The following is a 20,446-nucleotide window of genomic DNA, read 5'->3' as shown; positions in this document are numbered from 1 at the left end:
GCAGCCTACTTCACCCGCACGCCGTATTAGGGCAGCGGGCCGTTTATTGCACGATGGTATAACAAGGCGTATACGCCTTGCCCGGCAATTTCATGCGGCTCTGCTCGACGAACGACGCCAGCAGCGCATCCATCGGCCCCATGATCTCGGACTCTCCGTGGATCTCGTACTTGCCGTACTGCTCGATCGCGCGGATCCCCTCTTCCTTCACATTGCCCGCCACCACGCCGGAGAATGCGCGGCGCAGGTTCGCCGCCAGCAGGTGCGTGGGAATGCCGCGGTGCAGGTCGAGGTTGCGCATGTTCTCGTGCGTCGGCTTGAACGGCTTCTGGAATTCATGGTCGATCTTGAGCCGCCAGTTGTAATAATAGGCGTCGCTGTGCGCCTTGCGGAAGGCGCGCACCTCTTGCACGCCGGCCTGCATGGCGCGCGCCACCCCGTCCGGGTCGTCGATGATGATCTGGTAGCGCCGCTGCGCCTGTTCGCCCAGGGTCACGCCCAGGAAAGCGTCGATCTGGGTGAAGTAGTCGCGGCTTGACGCCGGCCCCGTGAACACCAGCGGGAACGGGATCTCGGCATTGTCCGGGTGGAGCAGGATGCCCAGGATGTACAGGATCTCTTCGGCGGTGCCGGCGCCGCCCGGGAACACGACGATGCCGTGGCCGGTGCGCACGAACGCCTCCAGGCGTTTTTCGATGTCCGGCATGATCACCAGGTCGTTGACGATCGGGTTCGGCGATTCGGCCGCGATGATGCCAGGTTCGGAGATACCCAGGTAACGCCCGTTGCCGAGGCGCTGCTTGGAGTGGCCGATGGTGGCGCCCTTCATCGGGCCTTTCATGGCGCCCGGTCCGCAGCCGGTGCAGATATCCATCTCGCGCAGGCCCAGCGCATAGCCGACCTTCTTGGTGTAGTTGTACTCGATGCGGCTGATCGAATGGCCGCCCCAGCACACCACCAGGTTGGGATTCCTGTGCGGCTGCAGCACGTTGGCGTTGCGCAGGATATGGAAGACGGCGTCGGTGATGCCCTCGCTGCGGGTCAGGTCGAATTTGGGGTTGTCGGTGACGTCGAAATTCACGAACACGATGTCGCGCAGCACCGAGAACAGGTGCTCGTGGATGCCGCGGATCATCTTGCCATCGACGAAAGCATTGCCCGGCGCGTTGCGGATGTCGAGCTTGATGCCGCGCTCGCGCTGCAGGATGCTGATGTCGAAGGACGCATAGCGCTCCAGCAGCTCCTTGCCGTCGTCGATGTCGCTGCCGGTATTGAGCACGGCGAGCGCGCACTTGCGAAATACGTCGTACAGGCCGGCCTTGCCGGTTTCCAGCAGCTTGGCCACTTCGGCCTTCGACAGCACTTCGAGCCGGCCTTGCGGCGAAATCAGGGTGTCGACCAGTTGCAGGCTTTCGGGTGAAACGAGTGTATCGACTACGTCGTGGGTCATGGTCCTGTTTTCCTCTTCTCTCTAAGTAACGTTACGGCCTTTACAGCAATATACGCCAAACCGCGGCAGTTTGCGCCTGATCCGTGCCCCACAAATGTGAGTCTAGCGGGGTGCAGTGCACCATCTTCGACCCGTCATAACACACGGGGAAAAAACTTTCTTGTGATGAAGAATATGCACTAGAATGCCTGCCTATTGGAATGTTCGGCCTACGAACTAGTCCATTCTCTATTACTCTGTCACTACATTTTCGGGAGGAACCGCATGAGCGGTGCAGCTACTACACCCGCCAGCCGACCTCTTCCAGAATTCAAGCAGATCATGGGCCACCCAGCACCGCTGTGGATGCTGTTCATGACCGAATTCTGGGAGCGCTTCGCTTTCTACGGCATTCGTTGGGCACTCGTCCTTTACATCGTTGCCCAGTTCTACGGCGGTGACGCGGCCGGCCAGGCCGACGCCAACCTGACCTACGGTTCCTATCTCGCGCTGGTGTATGCCGGCGCCGTCTTCGGCGGCTATGTCGCCGACCGCATCATCGGCTACCAGCGTTCGATCCTGGTCGGCGCCATCTTCATGGCCGCCGGCCTGTTCATGATTTCGGTCCCGAACCACGACGTCTTCAAGCTGGGCCTCGCGACCATCATCGTCGGCAACGGCCTGTTCAAACCGAACATCTCGACCATGGTCGGCCAGCTGTATGCGCTGAACGACACCCGCCGCGATTCCGGCTTCACCATCTTCTACATGGGCATCAACGTCGGCGCCTTCTTCGCGCCGATCCTGACCCAGATCCTGGCCGAGAAGGTGTTCGGCACCCAGGCCATGCCGTCGTACAAGATCGTGTTCCTGGCCTCGGGCATCGGCATGCTGATCTCGCTGTTCTGGTTCTACGTCGGCCGCAAGTCCCTGAAGGGCATCGGCGCGCCGATCGGCGACCTGGCCAATCCGAAGCGCCTGGTCTTCACGGTCGTCGGCGCGCTCCTGGTGATCCCGGTCATGTACCTGCTGCTGCAGGCGGGCGCCAACAACCTGCAGATCCTGTTGACCATCCTGTTCATCGGCCTGGCCGCAATGCTGGTCATGGAAGGCATCCGCGAGGGCAAGGTCGCGCGCGACAAGACCTGGGCCATGATGATCATCTTCTTCTTCAACATCCTGTTCTGGTGCTTCTTCGAGCAGGCCGGCAGCTCGTTCACCTTCCTGGCCGACAACATCGTCGACCGCGACTTCGGCGGCTGGACCTTCCCGGTCGCCTGGTTCCAGTCGGTGAACTCGGTCGCGATCATCGTGTTCGCGCCGATCATCGCCGCGATCTGGGTGTGGCTGGGCAGGCGCAACGCGAATCCGTCGATCCCGCGCAAGTTCGGCCTGGGCCTGGTGTTCAACGCGCTGGCCTTCGGCCTCCTGATGTACGCGCTGTCGCAGCTGATCAACGACAACGGCAAGATCCCGTTCTGGACCCTGTTCGCGGTCTACGTGATCCAGTCGATCGGTGAGCTGTGCCTGTCGCCGATCGGCCTGTCGATGGTGACCAAGCTGGCGCCGACCCGCCTGGTGGGCCTGGGGATGGGCGGCTGGTTCCTGTCGACCGGCATCGGCAACAACCTGTCGGGCATCTTCGCTTCGCACGTCTCGGGCGATTCGGGCATGTCGGTGGCGTCGGCACTGGGCGGCTACAGCTTCGGCTTCTGGTCGCTGCTGGGCGGCGGCGTGCTGCTGCTGCTGCTGGCGCCGGTGATCCAGAAACTGATGCACGGCGTAAAGTAAGCGCGTCCTGCTCCAACGCAAACGGCGGCCCGCGGGCCGCCGTTTGTCGTTCCGGCGCGCGGATCGGCCAGCACGGATCGGCAAGCACTAATCGAGATGCGCGCGCATGGCCGCCATCTCGGCCACCATCCACTCGCGAAAGCGCCGCACCTTGAGCATGTGCTCCTTGTGCGGGTTGGCGAGAAAACGGTAGCCGTTCGCGAACGGCATGCTGCGGCAGGGGATCAGGCGCAGCGCGCCGGAAGCGATGTCCTGGTACGCGATCCCGTACGGCACCAGGGCCACGCCCTGCCCCGCCACCGCGGCCTGCACCAGCACGCCCCAGTGGCTGTAGGCGCGCGAGAAATCGTATTCGCCCCTGAGTGCGCGGTTCTCGTTGAGCAGTTGCAGCCAGGCCTCGGGCGAGTGCACGATCAACAGGCGGTGCCGGTCCAGATCGGCCAGGGTCAGCGCCGCCTGGCCCGGCGCCAGCAGGTCCGGGCTGTAGGCCGGCACCAGCCGCTCGCGAAACAGCACCGCCGGATCGGCATCCAGAACGGGGCCATAGCGGATCGCGACGTCGGTGCTGTCGGCCTGCAGGTCGACCGGCGCGTCGTTCGAATCGAGCCGGATGTCGAGTTCCGGATACAGTTTCGTGAAACGGTGCATGCGCGGCACCAGCCACTTGATCGCGAACGAGTGGGTAGTGGCGATGCGCAGCACCGCTTCTTCGTCGCCGCTCTGCAGCGCGCTGACCTTGGCGCGCAATTCGCCCAGCATGCGGGCGGTGGCGATCGCCAGCTCCTGGCCCTTTTCGGTCAGCGCGATGTGGCGCGGATGCCGCACGAATAGCGCGAACCCGATGGTTTCTTCCAGCTGTTTTACCTGAAGGCTCACGGCCGCCGGCGTCTTGTGCAGCTCGTGCGCGGCCAGCTTGAAACTGCCCCAGCGCGCGGCGCACTCGAAGTCGATCAGGCCGGACAGGCTGCGCAAGGCCTTCACCGCAACCTCATGGATAAGTTTTTCTTAGTCATTGGTGTGATTTTTTCTCGGTTGATGAATTGTACTGCTCCGAGGAAAATAATAATGATCACACAAGGAAGCACCATGCCCAAGAATATTCTCGTGATCGGCGGAACCCGGTTTTTCGGCAAGCTGCTGGTGCAGCGCCTGGTCCGGGCCGGCCACCACGTCACCATCGCCACCCGCGGCTACGCGCCGGATCCTTTCGGCGCGCGCATCGCGCGCGTCAGGGTCGACCGCCGCAACGAGCACGCCATGCGCGCCGCCTTCGGCGGCGTGAAGTTCGACATCGTCTACGACCAGATGTGCTACTCGCCGCTCGACGCGGCCATCTCGAGCCGCGTTTTCGGCGGCAACGTCAAGCGCTACGTCATGACCTCGACCATCGATGTCTACCGCGCGCTGGAGCCGCAGTCGCAGGCCTTCGACGAGGATGCGCTCCACGTCGACGCCCAGCCGATCGATGCCTCCTATCCATGGCACGACCCGGCGCACGCGGTCGACAGCTACGTCGCCGGCAAGGTGCAGGCCGAGGCTTACCTGTACCGCGCCGGCAGCATGCCGGTGGTGACCGCGCGCCTGGGCCACGTGCTGGGCGGCCCGGACGACTTCACCGGCCGCCTGGCCCATTACGTCGACCTGGTGCGCCAGGGCGCCGCCCTGCCGTACACCAGCGCGAAGGCGCGCACCTCCTTCCTCGAGGCGCGCGAGGCAGCCGACTTCCTGGTCTGGGCCGGCGCCCAGGACTTCACGGGACCAGTGAACGCGGCATCCGACGGCGCGCTCTCGGCCAGCGAACTGCATGGCCGCGTGGCGGCGGCGCTGGGCGTCGCGGCGCGCACGCGCAAGGTCGCCGCGGGCAGTCCGTCGCCGTTCGACCTGCTCACGCCGCTGATGCTCGACACCGGCCGCGCGCGCGAACTCGGCTACCGCTTCAGCCATGCCGACGACTGGATCGACAGCACGATCCGCCAGCACGACCTGGCCTACGTCTAGTCCCCATCCCTTTAAAGCGACGACGCCGGCTCCCAGCCGGCGTCGTCGCTTGCGCCTGGCGCTGTTACGCCTTCCCGGTCTTCTCGCGCGCCACCCAGTACAGCAGCAGCACGATGGCGCCATACGGAATCATGCTGAGCCAGTTCGCGCTCGCGCCCGCGAAGAACGGGTTCGAGGCCTGGGCCCAGGCGCCGACCGCGGCGTCGAAATCGGTGAACACGCCGGCCGTGATGGCGATGATGATGCCCGCCAGCGCGCCGCCGGCGATATAGCCCGAGGCCAGCAGCACGCCCGCGCTGCGGTCGCCCGCCGCCTGGCGCTCTTCGTCGTTGAAATGGGCGTTGTGCGGCAGCTTGTTGTTGCGGCGATCGGCCAGCCAGCGCACGGTGCCGCCGATCGCGATCGGCAGCGTTGCCACCAGCGGCAGGTAGACGCCGACCGAGAACGCCAGCGAGGCGATCCCCGCCATCTTCAGCACGATCGCGATCATCACGCCAAACAGCACCAGGGTCCACGGCAGTTCCTGGTCCAGGATGCCCTTGATGATGTACGACATCAGGACCGCCTTCGGCGCATCGTATTTCTTGACTTCGGTGCCGTCCGGACGCGTATTGTGGTGGCCGTTGATGCCTGGGTCGACCAGGTACACCACCTTGCCCGCGGCGTCGACGAAGTACTTGCCGGCCGGGCCGCCCACGGTGTCCGTCTTGTGCCAGACCTTATAGGTGTTCGGGTCATCCTTGGCCTGCGGGCCCTGCAGCTGCGCGGTGTCGGTCAAGGTCGCGGCGTCGACCGTGAGGCCGGGCGCCACCTGCGCCGCCGGCACGTAGACGGTGCCGGCTTCGTTCAGCTTGAGCAGGATCGGGCCCAGGATCAGGGCCGAGGCGAAGGCGCCGCACAGGATCGCATACTGCTGCATGCGCGGGGTGGAGCCGACCAGGTAGCCGGTCTTGAGGTCTTGCGAGGTGGTGCCGGCATTGCTGGCGGCGATGCAGACGATGGCCCCGACCGACAGCGCGGTCACGTAGTACTGGCCGCCGGTCCAGCCCATCACCAGGAAGATCAGGCAGGTGAACAGCAGGGTCGCCACCGCCATGCCCGAGATCGGGTTCGACGACGAGCCGATCTCGCCCGTCAGGCGCGACGAGACGGTGGCGAACAGGAAGCCGAACACCAGGATCAGCACCGCCCCCAGCACGTTCATGTGCAGCGGCGCGGCCAGCGAGATGATGGCGATGATGGCCAGGCAGCCGATCACCACCCACTTCATCGGGATGTCGCGGTCGGTGCGCAGCGACACGTCGCCCTTCGACCCCTGCCGGACGCCGGCCAGGCCGCCGCGCAGGCCGTTCCAGATCGTCGGCAGCGAGCGCGCCAGCGAGATCAGGCCGCCGGCCGCCACCGCGCCGGCGCCGATATACAGGATGTACGAGGCGCGGATGTCGTCGCCCGTCATGTCGCGGATCGGGATCGTGGCCGGCGCCAGCGGCGCGCTCGCCAGCTCGCCGAAGAACTTGATCATCGGGACCAGGAGGAGCGAAGCCAGCACGCCGCCGGCGGCCATCGTGTAGGCGATGCGCGGGCCGATGATGTAGCCGACGCCCACCAGTTCGGGCGACACCTCGGCGCCGATGCTGCCGGTCTTGAGCGGCGCGCCGAACTCGAAGTTGATGGTGTCGCGCCAGCCCTTGAACGACACGCTCAGGGTCTTGTACAGGATGCCGATGCCGAAGCCGCCGAAGATCAGCATCGCGCGCCGTTTCGCCGTCTTGATGGCGTCGCTGCCTTCCGCGCTCGCCGCGTCGCGCACTTCGCCGGCAGCCTCGCGCGAGACGTCGGTGGCGGCGGCCTTGAGCACCTCGGCGCAGGCCGTGCCTTCCGGGTATTTCAGTTCGCGGTGCTGGTCGACGATCAGCGTGCGGCGCAGCGGGATCATCATCAGGATGCCGAGCAGGCCGCCCAGCACCCCGACCAGCATCACGCGCGAGATCTCGAGGTCGAAACCGAGGATCATGATGGCCGGCATGGTCACGCCCAGGCCGAAGGCCAGCGATTCGCCGGCCGAGCCGGCGGTCTGGGCCACGCTGTTCTCGAGGATCGTCGATTCGCGCGCGCCGAGCTTCTTCGCCATGCCGAACAGGGTGATCGCGATCACCGCCACCGGGATCGAGGCGCTGACCGTCAGGCCCACCTTCAGCACCAGGTAGAGCGAGGACGCGCCAAAGATCATGCCCAGGATGACGCCCATGATCAGGGCGCGCGGGGTCATCTCGGGCAGCTGGGCGCTCGCCGGGATATAGGGCTTGAAGCCGGCCGGTTTCGAATCGAATGGCATGGATTTCCTTCGTGGCTGACGCGGCCCGCCGCGCCGCGGACGGGTCCAAGGCGAGAATATCGCACATGCGCGAACGGAAGGAAAGTGCAGACGCGGTGCGCCGCGCAAAGCGGATTATAATCGGCCGCTCCTGGCCCACAGCGCGGCCGCACCGCGAAAGTCCAGCAGTGAGCGATACCAACAAGCAGTCCAGCAACACCCTGTTCGGCATGAAGCGCCTGCACGCCTTCATGCTCATCGCACTGACCGCGATCATGCTGCCGATCGCCGGCGCCGCCGTCTACGTGATGACGGCGATCCTGCCCAAGGTGCCGCCGATCGACGCCGTCCTTGATTACCGTCCCAAGATCCCGCTGCGGATCTACACGGCCGACAATGTGCTGATCGGCCAGTTCGGCGTCGAGCACCGCGACTTCGTGCCGATCGCGAAGATCCCTCCGACGATGAAGGCCGCCGTGCTGGCGATCGAGGACACGCGGTTCTATGACCACGGCGGCATCGACTTCATCCGCGCGCTGGGCGCGGCGCGCGCCAACCTGCGCGGAGGATTCCGGCAAGGCGCGTCGACCATCACGATGCAGGTGGCGCGCAACTTCTTCCTTACCAACGAGAAGACCGTCACGCGCAAGCTCACCGAGATCGCGCTGGCCTACAAGATCGAGGACAACCTCACGAAGGACCAGATCCTCGAGCTGTACATGAACCAGATCTTCCTCGGCCAGCGCTCCTATGGCTTCTCGAGCGCCGCGCGCAGCTATTTCGGCAAGACCCTCGAACAGCTCACGCTGGCCGAGACCGCGATGCTGGCCGGCCTGCCGCAGAACCCGGCGCGCACCAATCCGGTGTCCAATCCCAAGCGCGCGCAGGCGCGCCAGCACGCCATCCTCAAGCGCCTGCTGGAACTGGGCGAGATCAACGAGTCCCAGTACCGCCAGGCCCTGGCCGAACCGCTGCGCGTCAAGCGCGATGCCGGGCAAAGCTTCGACACCCGCGCCGAGTACGTGGCCGAGCTGGCGCGCCAGGTCGTCTACCAGCAGTTCGGCGAAGAGGCGTACACGCGTGGGATCACCGTGACCACCACCATCCTGGCGGCCGAGCAGAACGCGGCCTACGATTCGGTGCGGCGCAACGTGCTGGCGTACGACCAGCGCCATGGCTATCGCGGCCCGGAGGCGCGCATCGAGTTGCCGCAGCAAGCGGAGGAGCGCGAGGAAGCGATCGTCGAGGCGCTGCAGAAGCGCCGCGCCAGCGACGGCCTGCTGGCGGCGGTCGTGCTCGCGGCAAGCCCGCAGGAAGTGCTGGTCGCCACGCTCTCGGGCGACGACGTCGCCATCCGCGGCGCCGGACTCAGGTTCGCAGCCGCCGCACTGTCGCCCAAGGCGCGCGAGAGCGTCAGGATCACGCCGGGCGCCGTGGTCCGCATCAGCAAGCGCACGGACCCGGGCGCGGACGGCGCGTGGGCCATCACCCAGGTGCCACAGGTGGCCGCGGCCTTCGTCGCGATCGACGCCGACACCGGGGCCTACCACGCGCTGGTGGGCGGCTTCGACTACAACCTGCAGAAATTCAACCACGTGACCCAGGCCTGGCGCCAGCCGGGATCGAGCATCAAGCCTTTCGTGTACTCGGCGGCGCTGGAAAAAGGCTACTCGCCCACCACCCGCATCCTGGACCAGCCGATCGAACTGCCCGGCGCCACGCTGGAGACGCCCTGGACGCCGCAGAACGACGACGGCGTGTTCGACGGCGAGGTGTCGCTGCGCCAGGCGCTGGTGAAATCGAAGAACGTGCCGACGGTGCGCGTGCTGCGCGCCGTGTCGGTCGACTTCGCCCACCAGTACCTGGAGCACTTCGGCTTCGACCTGGCGCGCCATCCGAAGAACTACACGATGGCCCTGGGCACCGGCGCCGTCACGCCGCTGCAACTGGCCGGCGCCTACGCGGTGTTCGCCAATGGCGGCTACCGCGTCCAGCCCTACCTGATCTCGCGCATCCAGGACGGCAACGGCGCCGTCATCCTGGAGACCAGGCCGCCGCAGGCGAAAAACGAAGCCAACCGCGCGGTCACCGCGCGCAACGCCTTCGTGGTCGACAGCATGCTGCGCGACGTGGCCCGCATGGGCACCGCTGCCGGAGCCACCAGGCAATTGGGGCGTCAAGATCTGGCCGGCAAGACCGGCACCACCAACGACGCCGTCGACGGCTGGTTCGCCGGCTATGCGGGCAACGTGGTGGCGGTGTCGTGGATGGGCTACGACGAACCGCGTTCGCTGGGCGGGCGCGAGTTCGGCTCGACGCTCGCCATGCCGATCTGGATCGACTACATGCGGGCGGCCCTGGCCAAGGCGCCGTCGGTGCAGCGCACCCCACCCGAGGACGTGGTGCACGACGGCGCGGACTGGATCTACCCGGAATTCATCGATGCGGGCGAAACGCGCACGATCGACATCGCGCGCGCGCCGCTGGAAGCGCCGCTGGAGCTGCCGTCGGACATCCCGCCAGGCAGCCAGGAAGTGCCGCCGGACGCCTCGCCGTTCGACGAACGGCCGGCGATCGAGGCCTTGCCGCCGGTCGAGCCGGCCCCTGCGCCGGCACCGCCTCCTCCGCTTCCCGTGTACAACCCCTTGTGGTAAGCCGTATGGTAATCTCACCAGCCGGGCGCCACGCCGCTCGGCGGCAAGCTTGATCTGCGGCGCCTTTCGCGCGTGCTGAGCGGCCGCGGGAAGGAAACTTGATGGCGGTGTGCCGGTCAGAATGGGGGCAGTCCGCGCGTTTCTCAGCAATACTTCTCAGCAATACTTCTCAGCAATATGTTTCTGCAATAATTCTCAGCAATAATTTTCAGCAACACCCTACGCATCACTTCATGCATCACCTCATTCCAGGAGATCATCATGGCGTATGTCGACGGTTTTGTCCTTCCCCTTCCCAAGTCGAAGCTCGACGAATACAAGGTCCAGGCCGAGCTTGCGGGCCGCGTCTGGCGCGACCACGGCGCGCTCGAATACCGCGAGTGGATCGCGGACGACGTCAAGCCGGGCGAACACACCTCGTTCCCACAGAGCGTCAAACTGGAAGACGGCGAGACCGTCATCCTGGCCTGGGCAGTGTATGAGTCGCGCAGCCACCGCGACGCCGTGCTGGAGAAAGTGATGAAAGACCCGCGCATGGCCGAGATGATGAAACCGGGCGGCGTGCCCTTCGACGGCAAGCGCATGTTCTTTGGCGGATTCGAGAATCTGGTTGACTTGTAGTCTCCGGGTGTGTCGGAAAAACACGTAAACGAGAAAATGTTGTGTGAAAAGGCGCGCACGATTGACACTGCGCCTTTTCACATGCCAACATATATTTCCAAAATTCAATAATCTCGCTCCGGCATCCGACACCATGACCGTTACGCCCCTCTCCTTCGACGCGCCCGACCTCGCTGCCCGCCTCGACCAATGCACACCGGAACAGCTCGACGCGCTCGACTTTGGCGTCATCGGCTTCGGCGCCGACACCAACGTCTCCCTCTACAACGCCTTCGAATCGCAGGCGGCCGGCCTGTCGCCCCAGCGGGTGCTGGACCAGCCCCTGTTCACGAACGTCGCGCCCTGCATGAACAATTTCATGGTGGCCCAGCGCTTCGAAGACGCCCACGAGGCTGACAGCGCGCTGGACGACACCATCGACTACGTCCTGACCCTGCGCATGCGCCCGGTCAAGGTCGCGCTGCGCCTGCTGTCGAACCCGGGCGCGAGCCAGCGCTACGTGCTGGTCCAGCGCCAGCCGCGGTAAGCCCTGCATGAGCCGGGATCCCAATGAATTCGGCGCCGAGTACGAGGCGCTGATCCAGTTCCTGTACCTGGCCCCGGTGGGCCTGGTGCAGGCGAACGTCCAGGGCGACGTCACCATGATGAACCCGGTCGCCGCCCAGCTCCTGATGCCGCTGTCACACGACGGCGGCCTGGACAACCTGTTCACGGCCCTGGCCGGGGTCGCGCCCGAGCTGCGCGAGCGCACCGCCCGGCACGGCGCGCCTTACGGCAAGGTCTGCGACGGCTTGCATGTCTACCTGGAAGCCGGCGCCGGCGCCAAGCGCACGCCGCAGATCCTCGCGCTGACCCTGCTCAAGCTCGATCCCGAACGCGTCATGGCGGTGATCCACGACGTCACCGACCAGGTGCGGCGCGAGCGCCGGCTGCGCCAGAACGACGCCTGGCTCAATGCCATCCTGGCCGGGGTCCAGGACTACGCCCTGGTGAGCCTGGACCTGCAGGGCCGGATTTGCGACTGGAACCCGAGCATCGGGCGCGTCACCGGTTTCGGTCCCGACGCCGTGGGCCGGCCGTTCACGATCTTCTACCCGACGGACGCGATCGCGCTCGAGTACCGCCAGGACCGCCTGCGCGAAGCCGACGCCAACGGCTGGTCGCTCGACGAGGGCCGGCGCCTGCGCGCCGACGGCGGCGTGTTCTGGGGCAGCACGCTGGTCGCGCCGCTGCCGGAGCGCGATCCGCTGCCCGGCGAAGCCGACGGCGCCGCCTACTGCCTGATCCTGCGCGATCTCGGCCAACCACAGGAGGCGGCCACCCGCTTCCAGGAGAACGCCCATGCAGCATGAACCAGTCGATGCCTATGAAACGCTGGTGCAGTTCCTGTACCGGGCCCCGATCGGCCTGGCGCAGACCACGCTCGACGGGTCGGTCGAGATGCTCAATCCGATGGCCTCGAACCTTCTGATGCCGCTCGCCACCGACGCCGGCCTGGACAACCTGTTCGACGTGCTGGCGCCGGTCGCGCCGCAGCTGCCGGCCATGGTCGAGGCCTTCATCGAGCCTTCCGGCATGATCTGCGAGGGCCTGCGCCTGCCGATCGGCGTGCACCACGCCGCCAGCGGCTCGCTGCAGGTGCTGTCGCTGAACCTGACGAAGCTCGATCCCGAGCGCCTGATGGCCACCGTGGCCGACGCCACCTTCGAAGTCCAGCGCGAGCAAGAGATGCTGTCGCGCCGCCTGCGCAGCGCCGCCCGCACCGACAGCCTGACCCGCATGCCCAACCGCGCGGCGGTGCACGACGAGCTGCAGCGCCTGCTGGCGCAACCGCAGGACGGGCACGGCTTCGCGATCCTGACCCTGAACTTCGACCGCTTCCGCCAGCTCAACGACAGCCTGGGCCAGGCCGGCGGCGACCAGCTGCTGATGCACGTGGCCGACCGCCTGCGCGGCGCCCTGCGTCCGCCCCCCACCATGACCGAGCCGGCCGCCCGCAGCGGCCAGCTGGCGGCGCGCGTCGGCGGCGACGAATTCGTCGTGCTGCTCGAGGGCCTGCGCGCGCGCCTTGATGCCGAGCGGGTCGCGCTGCGCCTGCTGGAAGCCCTCGCCCATCCCTATGTGATCGGCGGCCTCGAGATCGTGTGCAGCGCCAGCCTGGGGCTGGCCTGGGGCCCGGATGCGGCGGCCCTCGGCGAACACGATCCCGACAGCCTGCTGCGCGACGCCGGCATCGCGATGGTCGAGGCCAAGCGCGCCGGCGGCAATCGCCACGCGGTGTTCGAGGCCAGCATGCGCGAGCGCGCCGCGCGCCGCGCCGACATCGAGGCCGACCTGCGCCAGGCCCTGGCCGAGGAACAGCTGTTCGTGGTCTACCAGCCGGTGGTGCGCCTGCTGCCGGACGGCGGCGTCGACCGCGCGGCCGGGGTCGAGGCGCTGGTGCGCTGGCGTCATCCGCAGCGCGGCGTCGTGCCTCCGGTCGAGTTCATCCAGGTGGCCGAAGAATGCGGCCTGATCGGCGCGCTGGGCGACTTCGTGCTGGCGCGCGCCTGCCGCGACTTCATGGACTGGCAGGCGCGTCTCGGCGACGCCGCGCCGCGCCTGATGGCGGTCAACCTGTCGCGCGCGCAGCTCGGCCAGGCCGGCTGGGTCGCCAGCGTCGCCGCCGTGCTGCGCACGACCGGCATGCCGCCCGCCAGCCTGCAGCTCGAAGTCACCGAGAGCCTCGCGGCCCAGGACCAGGATACGCAGGTGCGCCTGCACGAGCTCAAGGCGCTTGGCGTCAAGCTCGCGCTGGACGATTTCGGCACCGGCTATTCGTCGCTGTCGAGCCTGCACCTGCTGCCGGTGGACACGGTCAAGATCGACCGCTCCTTCGTGTGCCTGGCCGACACCAGCTTCCACCACCGGGTCTTGATCGAAGCGACCGTCAAGGTGGCCCAGAGCCTGGGCATGACGACCGTGGCCGAAGGCATCGAGACCCGCGCGCAGCTCGACGTGGTGCGCGAACAGCGCTGCGACAAGGTGCAGGGCTATTATTTCAGCCGGCCATTGCCGGCGCTCGAGCTGCTCGACTGGCTGGCGCAGGAGACGATCGCAGCTTGACACCCGAGCCCGCACACGGTGGATTCCTACACGGGTAACCGACGTGTTCCTATTCTCGCGCGCCCATGCCGTTGCGAAAATGAAAACACTCAAGTACTCAAGGAGACCACCATGAAACGCACCGTTCAAAGCGCAGTTCTCGCTGGCATGATGGCTTTCGGCCTGGCTGCCTGCAACACGACCGACACCACCACCGGTTCGATGAGCGGCTCGAGCGCCACCGACTCGACCATCGGCAGCGGCGTGCAAACGCCCAGCACCACCGGCGGCGCCAACAGCTGGCCCTCGGGCGCCAACGGCGCCAGCGGCGTAAATGCCGCATCCGGCACCACCAGCAACAACGAAACCACCGACAGGCCAGTCAGCCGCTGACCTGCCCGGCGCATGCGGGATGCCGGGACTGCCCCAGGCTCTCCGCATGCCTTTCCCGCCGATACGCAGGAGCGCGCTCGCGTTGGCCCTCGCCGCGCACTATCTGTGAGTGCGGTCCTACACGTATTGACGTCCTGTTCCTATTTCATGCGTAAGGCTGACCTCGCATGATGACCTCACTCACCAATCAAGGAGAAACGCGATGAAGACATTCCAGACCGTTCTACTGGGCGGCATGATGGCCTTTGCCCTGGCCGCCTGCAACACCACGGACACCAATGGCGCCACCAGCGGCTCGTCCACGATGGGCGCGACCCAAGCCGGTTCGACCGGCAATCCGACCGTCGACGCACAGATGGGTATCAGCACGAACGGCGCGCAGAACACCGGCCCGGCGAACGCCACCGGCAACGCCTCCACCCCGACCAATACCGGTCATACCACCACCGGCTCGAACAACGGCCAGTAAGCGTGAAGCAGCCAAAGGCCCGGCGCCGCGCGAGCGGCGGCCGGGCCGTTTGCATTGAAGCCAGACGTTCACGATAGAATGGACGCATGTCCTCTTTCCTGAACCTCGCACGCCCATGAAATGCTGGCTCGCCCGCCTGTTCGGCACGCGCGAAGCGGACCATCCGGCCGCCGCCGATTCTGCCACCAAGTCTGCGGCCGGTTCTGTCACCGTCCCTGCCGCCGTCCCTGCCGCCGTCCCATCCGGCATCGACGGTGACCGTCCGGCCCTGGATTCCGGGTTGGCCGAGCCCAGCCTCGACCTCGACCTTGCCTTTTTCCACTGGCTGGCCGGGCCGCACGTTTCCGGGCAGCCCGCCCCCGACGGCCCCGTACTCGACGAGCTGGCGCGGCTGTCCCGCGATCCGCACGGCGCGGCGGCGCTGGTGCCACGCGTGCCCGCCGTGATTCCGCAACTGCTGCGCAGCCTGCGCGAAGACGATGCCGGCGCCGGCGCGCTGGCGCGCCAGCTGGCCCGAGACCCGGTGCTGGTCGCCGAGGTGATCCGCGAGGTGAACAGCCCCTATTACCAGCCCGCGTCCCCGATCCGCAGCCTCGAAGGGGCCGTGCTGCTGCTCGGCCGCAACGGCCTGCGCATGCTGCTGGCGCGGGTCGCCTTCCGTCCGATCATCAGTCACCAGACCGGCCCGCTGACGCGGCTGCTTGCGCCGACGCTATGGCGCCAGTCCGAACTCTGCGCCCAGGCCGCGGGCCTGCTGGCGCCGCGCCACGGCGCCGACCCCTTCGAGGCGTATCTGGCGGGCCTGATGCACAACGTCGGGCTGATGGTGGCCTTCCGCGTGGTCGAGCAACTGCTGCCGCCGGGCGCCCTGCCCGACGGCGACGCCTTCGGCACGCGCCTGGTGGCGGCGGCGCGCCTGATCTCGGCCCGTATCGCCGACGGCTGGGAGCTGCCGCCGGCGATCGGCCACGCGATCGCGCACCTGGGCGACGCCGGCGCCCTGCCGTCCGTGCTGTTCGATGCCGACCGGCTGGCCAAGCTGCACCTGCTGGCCGGCGGCGGCCAACCCCTGTTCGTGCGCGCCGTGCTCGCGCTGCCGCCGGAGGCGCGGTACGTCTACGATCACCTTCTCGCACAAACCGAGCGACAGGACGCCTGAATGCCATTTCCCATCGAAGAAAAACTCGTGATCGGCGTCGCCTCCAGCGCGCTCTTCGACCTGTCCGAATCGCACCAGGTCTATCTCGAACATGGACCCGACGAATACCGCGCGTACCAGGAGCGCCAGCGCGACGTCGTGCTCGCGCGCGGCGTGGCCTTTCCGTTCATCCGGCGCTTCCTCGGCATCAACAAGTGTTTTCCACGGCAGGCGCCCGTCGAAGTCGTCCTGTTCTCGCGCAACTCGCCCGAGACGGGGCTGCGCGTAATGCGCTCGATCGCGCACTACGGGCTCGACATCACGCGCGCGGTGTTCATGACCGGCAAGTCGCCCTACCCCTACCTGCCGGCCTTCAACGCCGCGCTGTTCCTGAGCGCGAACGAGGAAGACGTCAAGCGCGCGATCGACGTCGATTATCCGGCCGGCCTGGTGCTGCCTTCCCGCATCGCCGACGAGGACGACGACGTCGAGCTGCGGGTGGCCTTCGACTTCGACGGCGTGCTGGCCGACGACGAATCCGAGACGGTCTTCAAGCGCGACGGCCTGGGCGAATTCCACGCCCACGAGACGCTGCATATGGCGCGCCCGCATCAGCCCGGTCCGCTGGCCGGCATGTTCCGCAAGCTGGCCATGCTGCAGCAGCTCGAAAAGGACGCCGAGCGCGACGACCCGGACTACCGCCGTATCGTGCGCATCGCCATCATCACGGCGCGCAGCGCGCCCGCGCACGAGCGCGTGGTCACCACCCTGGGCAGCTGGGGCGTCTCGGCCGACGAGACCTTCTTCCTGGGCGGGATGGACAAGAGCCGCGTGCTGTCGGTGTTCAAGCCTCACATCTTCTTCGACGACCAGCTGGCCCACCTGAACGCCGGCCCAGGAGGCACGATCCCGATGGTGCACGTGCCGTTCGGGGTCGCGAACCGGCGCGCGGCCGATGCGCGGCCCGACGCCGTGCCCGGAACATCCCCCTACCCAAGCGGCCGATAACGTCGAGCCCGGCCACGGCGCGCGCGAAGGCGGTGCAGTGCGCCTTCGACTATAATTGACGCCTACTTTTGACGCGAACGTAACAGCACGCTGCATGCCTTTCGATCTCAAGAAACACCTTCCCACGCCAGGCCACCGTTTCGTCCTGCCGCCGGCGCACGGCTCGTCCGACGCCTACGCCCTGGCCACCGCCGCGCTGGCCCTGAAGGCCAGCGGCCAGATGCTCACCGTCGTCGTCGCCAATGCGAGCGACGGCCAGCGCCTGCTCGACGAGATCCCATGGTTTGCGGACGGCAAGCTGTCCTGCCACCTGTTGCCGGACTGGGAAACGCTGCCCTATGACGCGTTTTCGCCGCACCAGGACCTGGTGTCGGAGCGCCTGGCCACCCTGCACGAGATCCGCAACGGCCAGTGCGACGTGCTGGTGGTGCCGGCCACCACGGCGCTGGTGCGCCTGGCGCCGCCATCGTTCCTGGCCGCCTACACCTTCTTCTTCCGCCAGGGCGAACGCCTGGACGAAGCCAGGCTCAAGGCCCAGCTGACCCTTGCCGGCTACACGCACGTCTCGCAAGTGATGTCGCCCGGCGAATACTCGGTGCGCGGCGGCCTGATCGACCTGTTCCCGATGGGGTCCGCGCTGCCCTACCGGCTCGACCTGTTCGGCGACGACATCGAATCGATCCGCACCTTCGACGCCGACACCCAGCGCTCGCTGTACCCGGTCAGGGAAGTGCGCCTGCTGCCGGGCCGCGAATTTCCGATGGACGACGCCGCCCGCACCGCCTTTCGCGGGCGCTGGCGCGAGCGCTTCGAGGGCGACCCGACCCGTTCGCCGATCTATCGCGACATCGGCAGCGGCATTGCCTCGGCCGGCATCGAATACTACCTGCCGCTGTTCTTCGAACAGACGGCCACCCTGTTCGACTACCTGCCGCCTGACGCGCCGCTGGCCCTGGTGGGCGACATCGACGCGGCGATCAAGCGCTTCTGGCTCGACACCGAGTCGCGCTACCGCTTCCTGAAGAGCGACCGCGAACGGCCGGTCCTGGAGCCGCACGAGCTGTTCCTCGGCGCCGAGCAGTTCTTCACCTGCATCAAGCCCCACGGCCGCTGGAATATCGCGCGCGACCCGGCCGCGCCAGGCTCGGAGCTGTCGGCGCCGATCCCGGACATCGCCGTCAACCGGCGCCTGGACGACCCGCTGACCAATCTGCGCGCGTACCTGGAGCGCCGCGATACGCGCGTGATGATCTGCGCCGATTCGGCCGGCCGCCGCGAGACGCTGCAGCAGTATTTCGGCGAATACAAGCTGGCGCTGGCGCCGGTGGAGGGCTTCGAGGGCTTTCGCCAGAGCGACGCCAGGCTCGCGCTGGGCGTGGCGCCGCTGCAGGCCGGCTTCGAGCTGTTCGATGCCGAATCCGGTCATCTGGTGTTCATCACCGAGACCGAACTGTATGCGGGTTCGGGCCGGCGCGGCGGCAAGAAGAAGCAGGAAGCGACGAGCCAGGTCGAGTCGATGGTGCGCGACCTGTCGGAGCTCAAGATCGGCGATCCGGTGGTCCACATCAACCACGGCATCGGCCGCTACATGGGCCTGACCAGCATGGACCTGGGCGAAGGCGAGACCGAATTCCTGCACCTGGAATACGCCAAGGACACGAAGCTCTACGTGCCGGTCTCGCAGCTGCACGTGATCTCGCGCTATTCCGGCGCCTCGCCCGAGGATGCGCCGCTGCACACGCTCGGCTCGGGCCAGTGGGAAAAGGCCAAGCGCAAGGCCGCCGAGCAGGTGCGCGACACCGCCGCCGAGCTCCTGAACCTGTACGCGCGGCGCGCCGCGCGCCAGGGCCACGCGTTCGAATACTCGAGCATCGATTACGAGAACTTCGCCCAGAGCTTCGGTTTCGACGAGACGCCGGACCAGGCCGAAGCCATCCTCAATGTCATCAAGGACATGACCTCGGGCCGGCCGATGGACCGCCTGGTGTGCGGCGACGTCGGCTTCGGCAAGACCGAGGTCGCGCTGCGCGCCGCCTTCATCGCCGTCATGGGCGGCAAGCAGGTCGCGATCCTGGCCCCGACCACCCTGCTGGCCGAACAGCACGCCCAGACCTTCGCCGACCGCTTCGCCGACTGGCCGGTGAAGATCGCCGAGCTGTCGCGCTTTCGCACCGGCAAGGAGATCAACAACGCGATCAAGGGCATGGCCGACGGCACGCTCGACATCGTGATCGGCACCCACAAGCTGCTGTCGCCGGACGTGAAGTTCACGCGCCTGGGCCTGGTGATCATCGACGAGGAACACCGCTTCGGCGTGCGCCAGAAAGAGGCGCTCAAAGCCCTGCGCGCCGAGGTCGACGTGCTGACCCTGACCGCGACCCCGATCCCGCGCACCCTGGGCATGGCGCTGGAAGGCTTGCGCGATTTCTCGATCATCGCCACCGCGCCGCAAAAGCGCCTGGCGATCAAGACGTTTGTCCGCAGCGAGGACGGTTCGATCATCCGCGAAGCCTGCCTGCGCGAACTCAAGCGCGGCGGCCAGATCTACTTCCTGCACAACGAGGTCGACACCATCGAGAACCGCCGCGCGATGCTGCAAGAGCTGCTGCCGGAGGCGCGCATCGGCGTGGCCCACGGCCAGATGCACGAGCGCGACCTCGAGAAGGTCATGCGCGACTTCGTGGCCCAGCGCTTCAACATCCTGCTGTGCACGACCATCATCGAGACCGGCATCGACGTGCCGACCGCGAACACGATCATCATGCACCGCGCCGACAAGTTCGGCCTGGCCCAGTTGCACCAGCTGCGCGGCCGCGTCGGCCGTTCGCACCACCAGGCGTATGCCTACCTCCTGGTCAGCGATGTGTCGAACCTGACCAAGCAGTCGCAGCGCCGCCTGGACGCGATCCAGCAGATGGAAGAACTGGGCAGCGGCTTCTATCTGGCCATGCACGACCTCGAGATCCGCGGCGCCGGCGAGGTGCTGGGCGAGAACCAGTCCGGCGAGATGCTCGAAGTGGGCTTCCAGCTGTATTCCGACATGCTCAATGAGGCGGTGCGCGCGCTCAAGGCCGGCAAGGAGCCGGACCTGGCGGCGCCCCTGTCGTCGACCACCGAGATCAACCTGCACGTGCCGGCACTGCTGCCCGCCGACTACTGCGGCGACGTGCACGAGCGCCTGTCGATCTACAAGCGCCTGGCCAACTGCGAAAGCCAGGACCGCATCGATGCGATGCAGGAGGAATTGATCGACCGCTTCGGCAAGATGCCGGACGCCGTCAAGGCGCTGGTGGAAACGCACCGCCTGCGCATCGCGGCCAGGAGCGTGGGCATCGTCAAGATCGACGCCCATGGAGAGGCCGCCAGCCTGCAGTTCATGGAGCAGCCGCCGATCGACCCGATCAGGATCATCACGCTGATCCAGAAGAACCGCCACGTCAAGCTGGCCGGCCAGGACAAGCTGCGCATCACGGCCAGCATGCCCGACCTGGCGGCGCGCGTGAACCAGATCAAACAGACCATCAAACAACTGCTCGCCTGACGAGAA

15 protein-coding genes are annotated in these 20,446 nt (G+C 66.9%); 12 read left to right on the top strand and 3 right to left on the bottom strand.

The features are described from left to right. Positions 1-43: 43 nt before the first annotated feature. On the bottom strand, positions 44-1,450 hold the full coding sequence (ppnN, locus tag ACZ9AQ_RS10990; RefSeq protein WP_429204848.1) for a nucleotide 5'-monophosphate nucleosidase PpnN: 1,407 nt from the start codon (positions 1,448-1,450) through the stop codon (positions 44-46). Positions 1,451-1,771: 321 nt separating this feature from the next. Between ppnN and ACZ9AQ_RS10985 the strand changes: the two genes are divergently transcribed. Beyond that, complete coding sequence (locus tag ACZ9AQ_RS10985) at positions 1,772-3,220, top strand: peptide MFS transporter (RefSeq protein ID WP_476108122.1); 1,449 nt, start codon at positions 1,772-1,774, stop codon at positions 3,218-3,220. Positions 3,221-3,307: 87 nt separating this feature from the next. On the opposite strand, the gene ACZ9AQ_RS10980 is transcribed toward ACZ9AQ_RS10985, so the two are convergent. Beyond that, on the bottom strand, positions 3,308-4,201 hold the full coding sequence (locus tag ACZ9AQ_RS10980) for a LysR substrate-binding domain-containing protein (protein WP_429204845.1): 894 nt from the start codon (positions 4,199-4,201) through the stop codon (positions 3,308-3,310). Positions 4,202-4,306: 105 nt separating this feature from the next. On the opposite strand from ACZ9AQ_RS10980, the gene ACZ9AQ_RS10975 reads away from it, so the two are divergent. Next, positions 4,307-5,218: an NAD-dependent epimerase/dehydratase family protein gene (locus tag ACZ9AQ_RS10975; RefSeq protein WP_429204843.1), complete on the top strand. Its 912-nt coding sequence runs from the start codon at positions 4,307-4,309 to the stop codon at positions 5,216-5,218. Positions 5,219-5,282: 64 nt separating this feature from the next. On the opposite strand, the gene ACZ9AQ_RS10970 is transcribed toward ACZ9AQ_RS10975, so the two are convergent. Further along, positions 5,283-7,553: an OPT family oligopeptide transporter gene (locus ACZ9AQ_RS10970; RefSeq protein ID WP_429204842.1), complete on the bottom strand. Its 2,271-nt coding sequence runs from the start codon at positions 7,551-7,553 to the stop codon at positions 5,283-5,285. 209 nt (positions 7,554-7,762) lie between these two features. On the opposite strand from ACZ9AQ_RS10970, the gene ACZ9AQ_RS10965 reads away from it, so the two are divergent. The 10 genes from ACZ9AQ_RS10965 to mfd all read left to right on the top strand — a co-directional run bounded on the left by ACZ9AQ_RS10965 (position 7,763) and on the right by mfd (position 20,440). Beyond that, positions 7,763-10,186, top strand: coding sequence for a penicillin-binding protein 1A (locus ACZ9AQ_RS10965; RefSeq protein WP_429204918.1), 2,424 nt, complete (start codon positions 7,763-7,765; stop codon positions 10,184-10,186). A gap of 261 nt (positions 10,187-10,447) precedes the next feature. Continuing rightward, positions 10,448-10,807 (top strand): DUF1428 domain-containing protein, encoded by a 360-nt coding sequence (locus tag ACZ9AQ_RS10960; protein WP_429204841.1) that lies wholly within the window; start codon positions 10,448-10,450, stop codon positions 10,805-10,807. A 133-nt stretch (positions 10,808-10,940) separates the two neighbouring features. Beyond that, positions 10,941-11,333, top strand: coding sequence for a phosphonate transporter (locus ACZ9AQ_RS10955; RefSeq protein WP_429204840.1), 393 nt, complete (start codon positions 10,941-10,943; stop codon positions 11,331-11,333). A 7-nt stretch (positions 11,334-11,340) separates the two neighbouring features. Next, positions 11,341-12,159 (top strand): PAS domain S-box protein, encoded by an 819-nt coding sequence (locus ACZ9AQ_RS10950; RefSeq protein WP_429204839.1) that lies wholly within the window; start codon positions 11,341-11,343, stop codon positions 12,157-12,159. Then, the gene (locus ACZ9AQ_RS10945; RefSeq protein WP_429204837.1) at positions 12,149-13,912 is read left to right on the top strand and encodes a putative bifunctional diguanylate cyclase/phosphodiesterase; all 1,764 of its coding nucleotides are present in this window, start codon (positions 12,149-12,151) and stop codon (positions 13,910-13,912) included. The genes ACZ9AQ_RS10950 and ACZ9AQ_RS10945 overlap by 11 nt, the downstream gene beginning before the upstream one ends. A gap of 111 nt (positions 13,913-14,023) precedes the next feature. Continuing rightward, positions 14,024-14,284, top strand: coding sequence for a hypothetical protein (locus ACZ9AQ_RS10940; RefSeq protein WP_429204836.1), 261 nt, complete (start codon positions 14,024-14,026; stop codon positions 14,282-14,284). Between the two features lie 202 nt (positions 14,285-14,486). Continuing rightward, complete coding sequence (locus ACZ9AQ_RS10935) at positions 14,487-14,753, top strand: hypothetical protein (RefSeq protein WP_429204834.1); 267 nt, start codon at positions 14,487-14,489, stop codon at positions 14,751-14,753. A 115-nt stretch (positions 14,754-14,868) separates the two neighbouring features. Then, entirely contained in the window at positions 14,869-15,912 is a 1,044-nt protein-coding gene (locus ACZ9AQ_RS10930) for an HDOD domain-containing protein (RefSeq protein ID WP_429204833.1), read from the top strand. Then, positions 15,913-16,899: a 5'-nucleotidase gene (locus tag ACZ9AQ_RS10925; RefSeq protein ID WP_429204831.1), complete on the top strand. Its 987-nt coding sequence runs from the start codon at positions 15,913-15,915 to the stop codon at positions 16,897-16,899. It abuts the gene before it with no gap. A 94-nt stretch (positions 16,900-16,993) separates the two neighbouring features. Then, on the top strand, positions 16,994-20,440 hold the full coding sequence (gene mfd, locus ACZ9AQ_RS10920; protein ID WP_429204829.1) for a transcription-repair coupling factor: 3,447 nt from the start codon (positions 16,994-16,996) through the stop codon (positions 20,438-20,440). Positions 20,441-20,446: the final 6 nt, after the last annotated feature.

The organism is Massilia sp. UYP34, from assembly GCF_056279385.1.
This window is presented reverse-complemented; position numbering and strand designations above follow the sequence as displayed.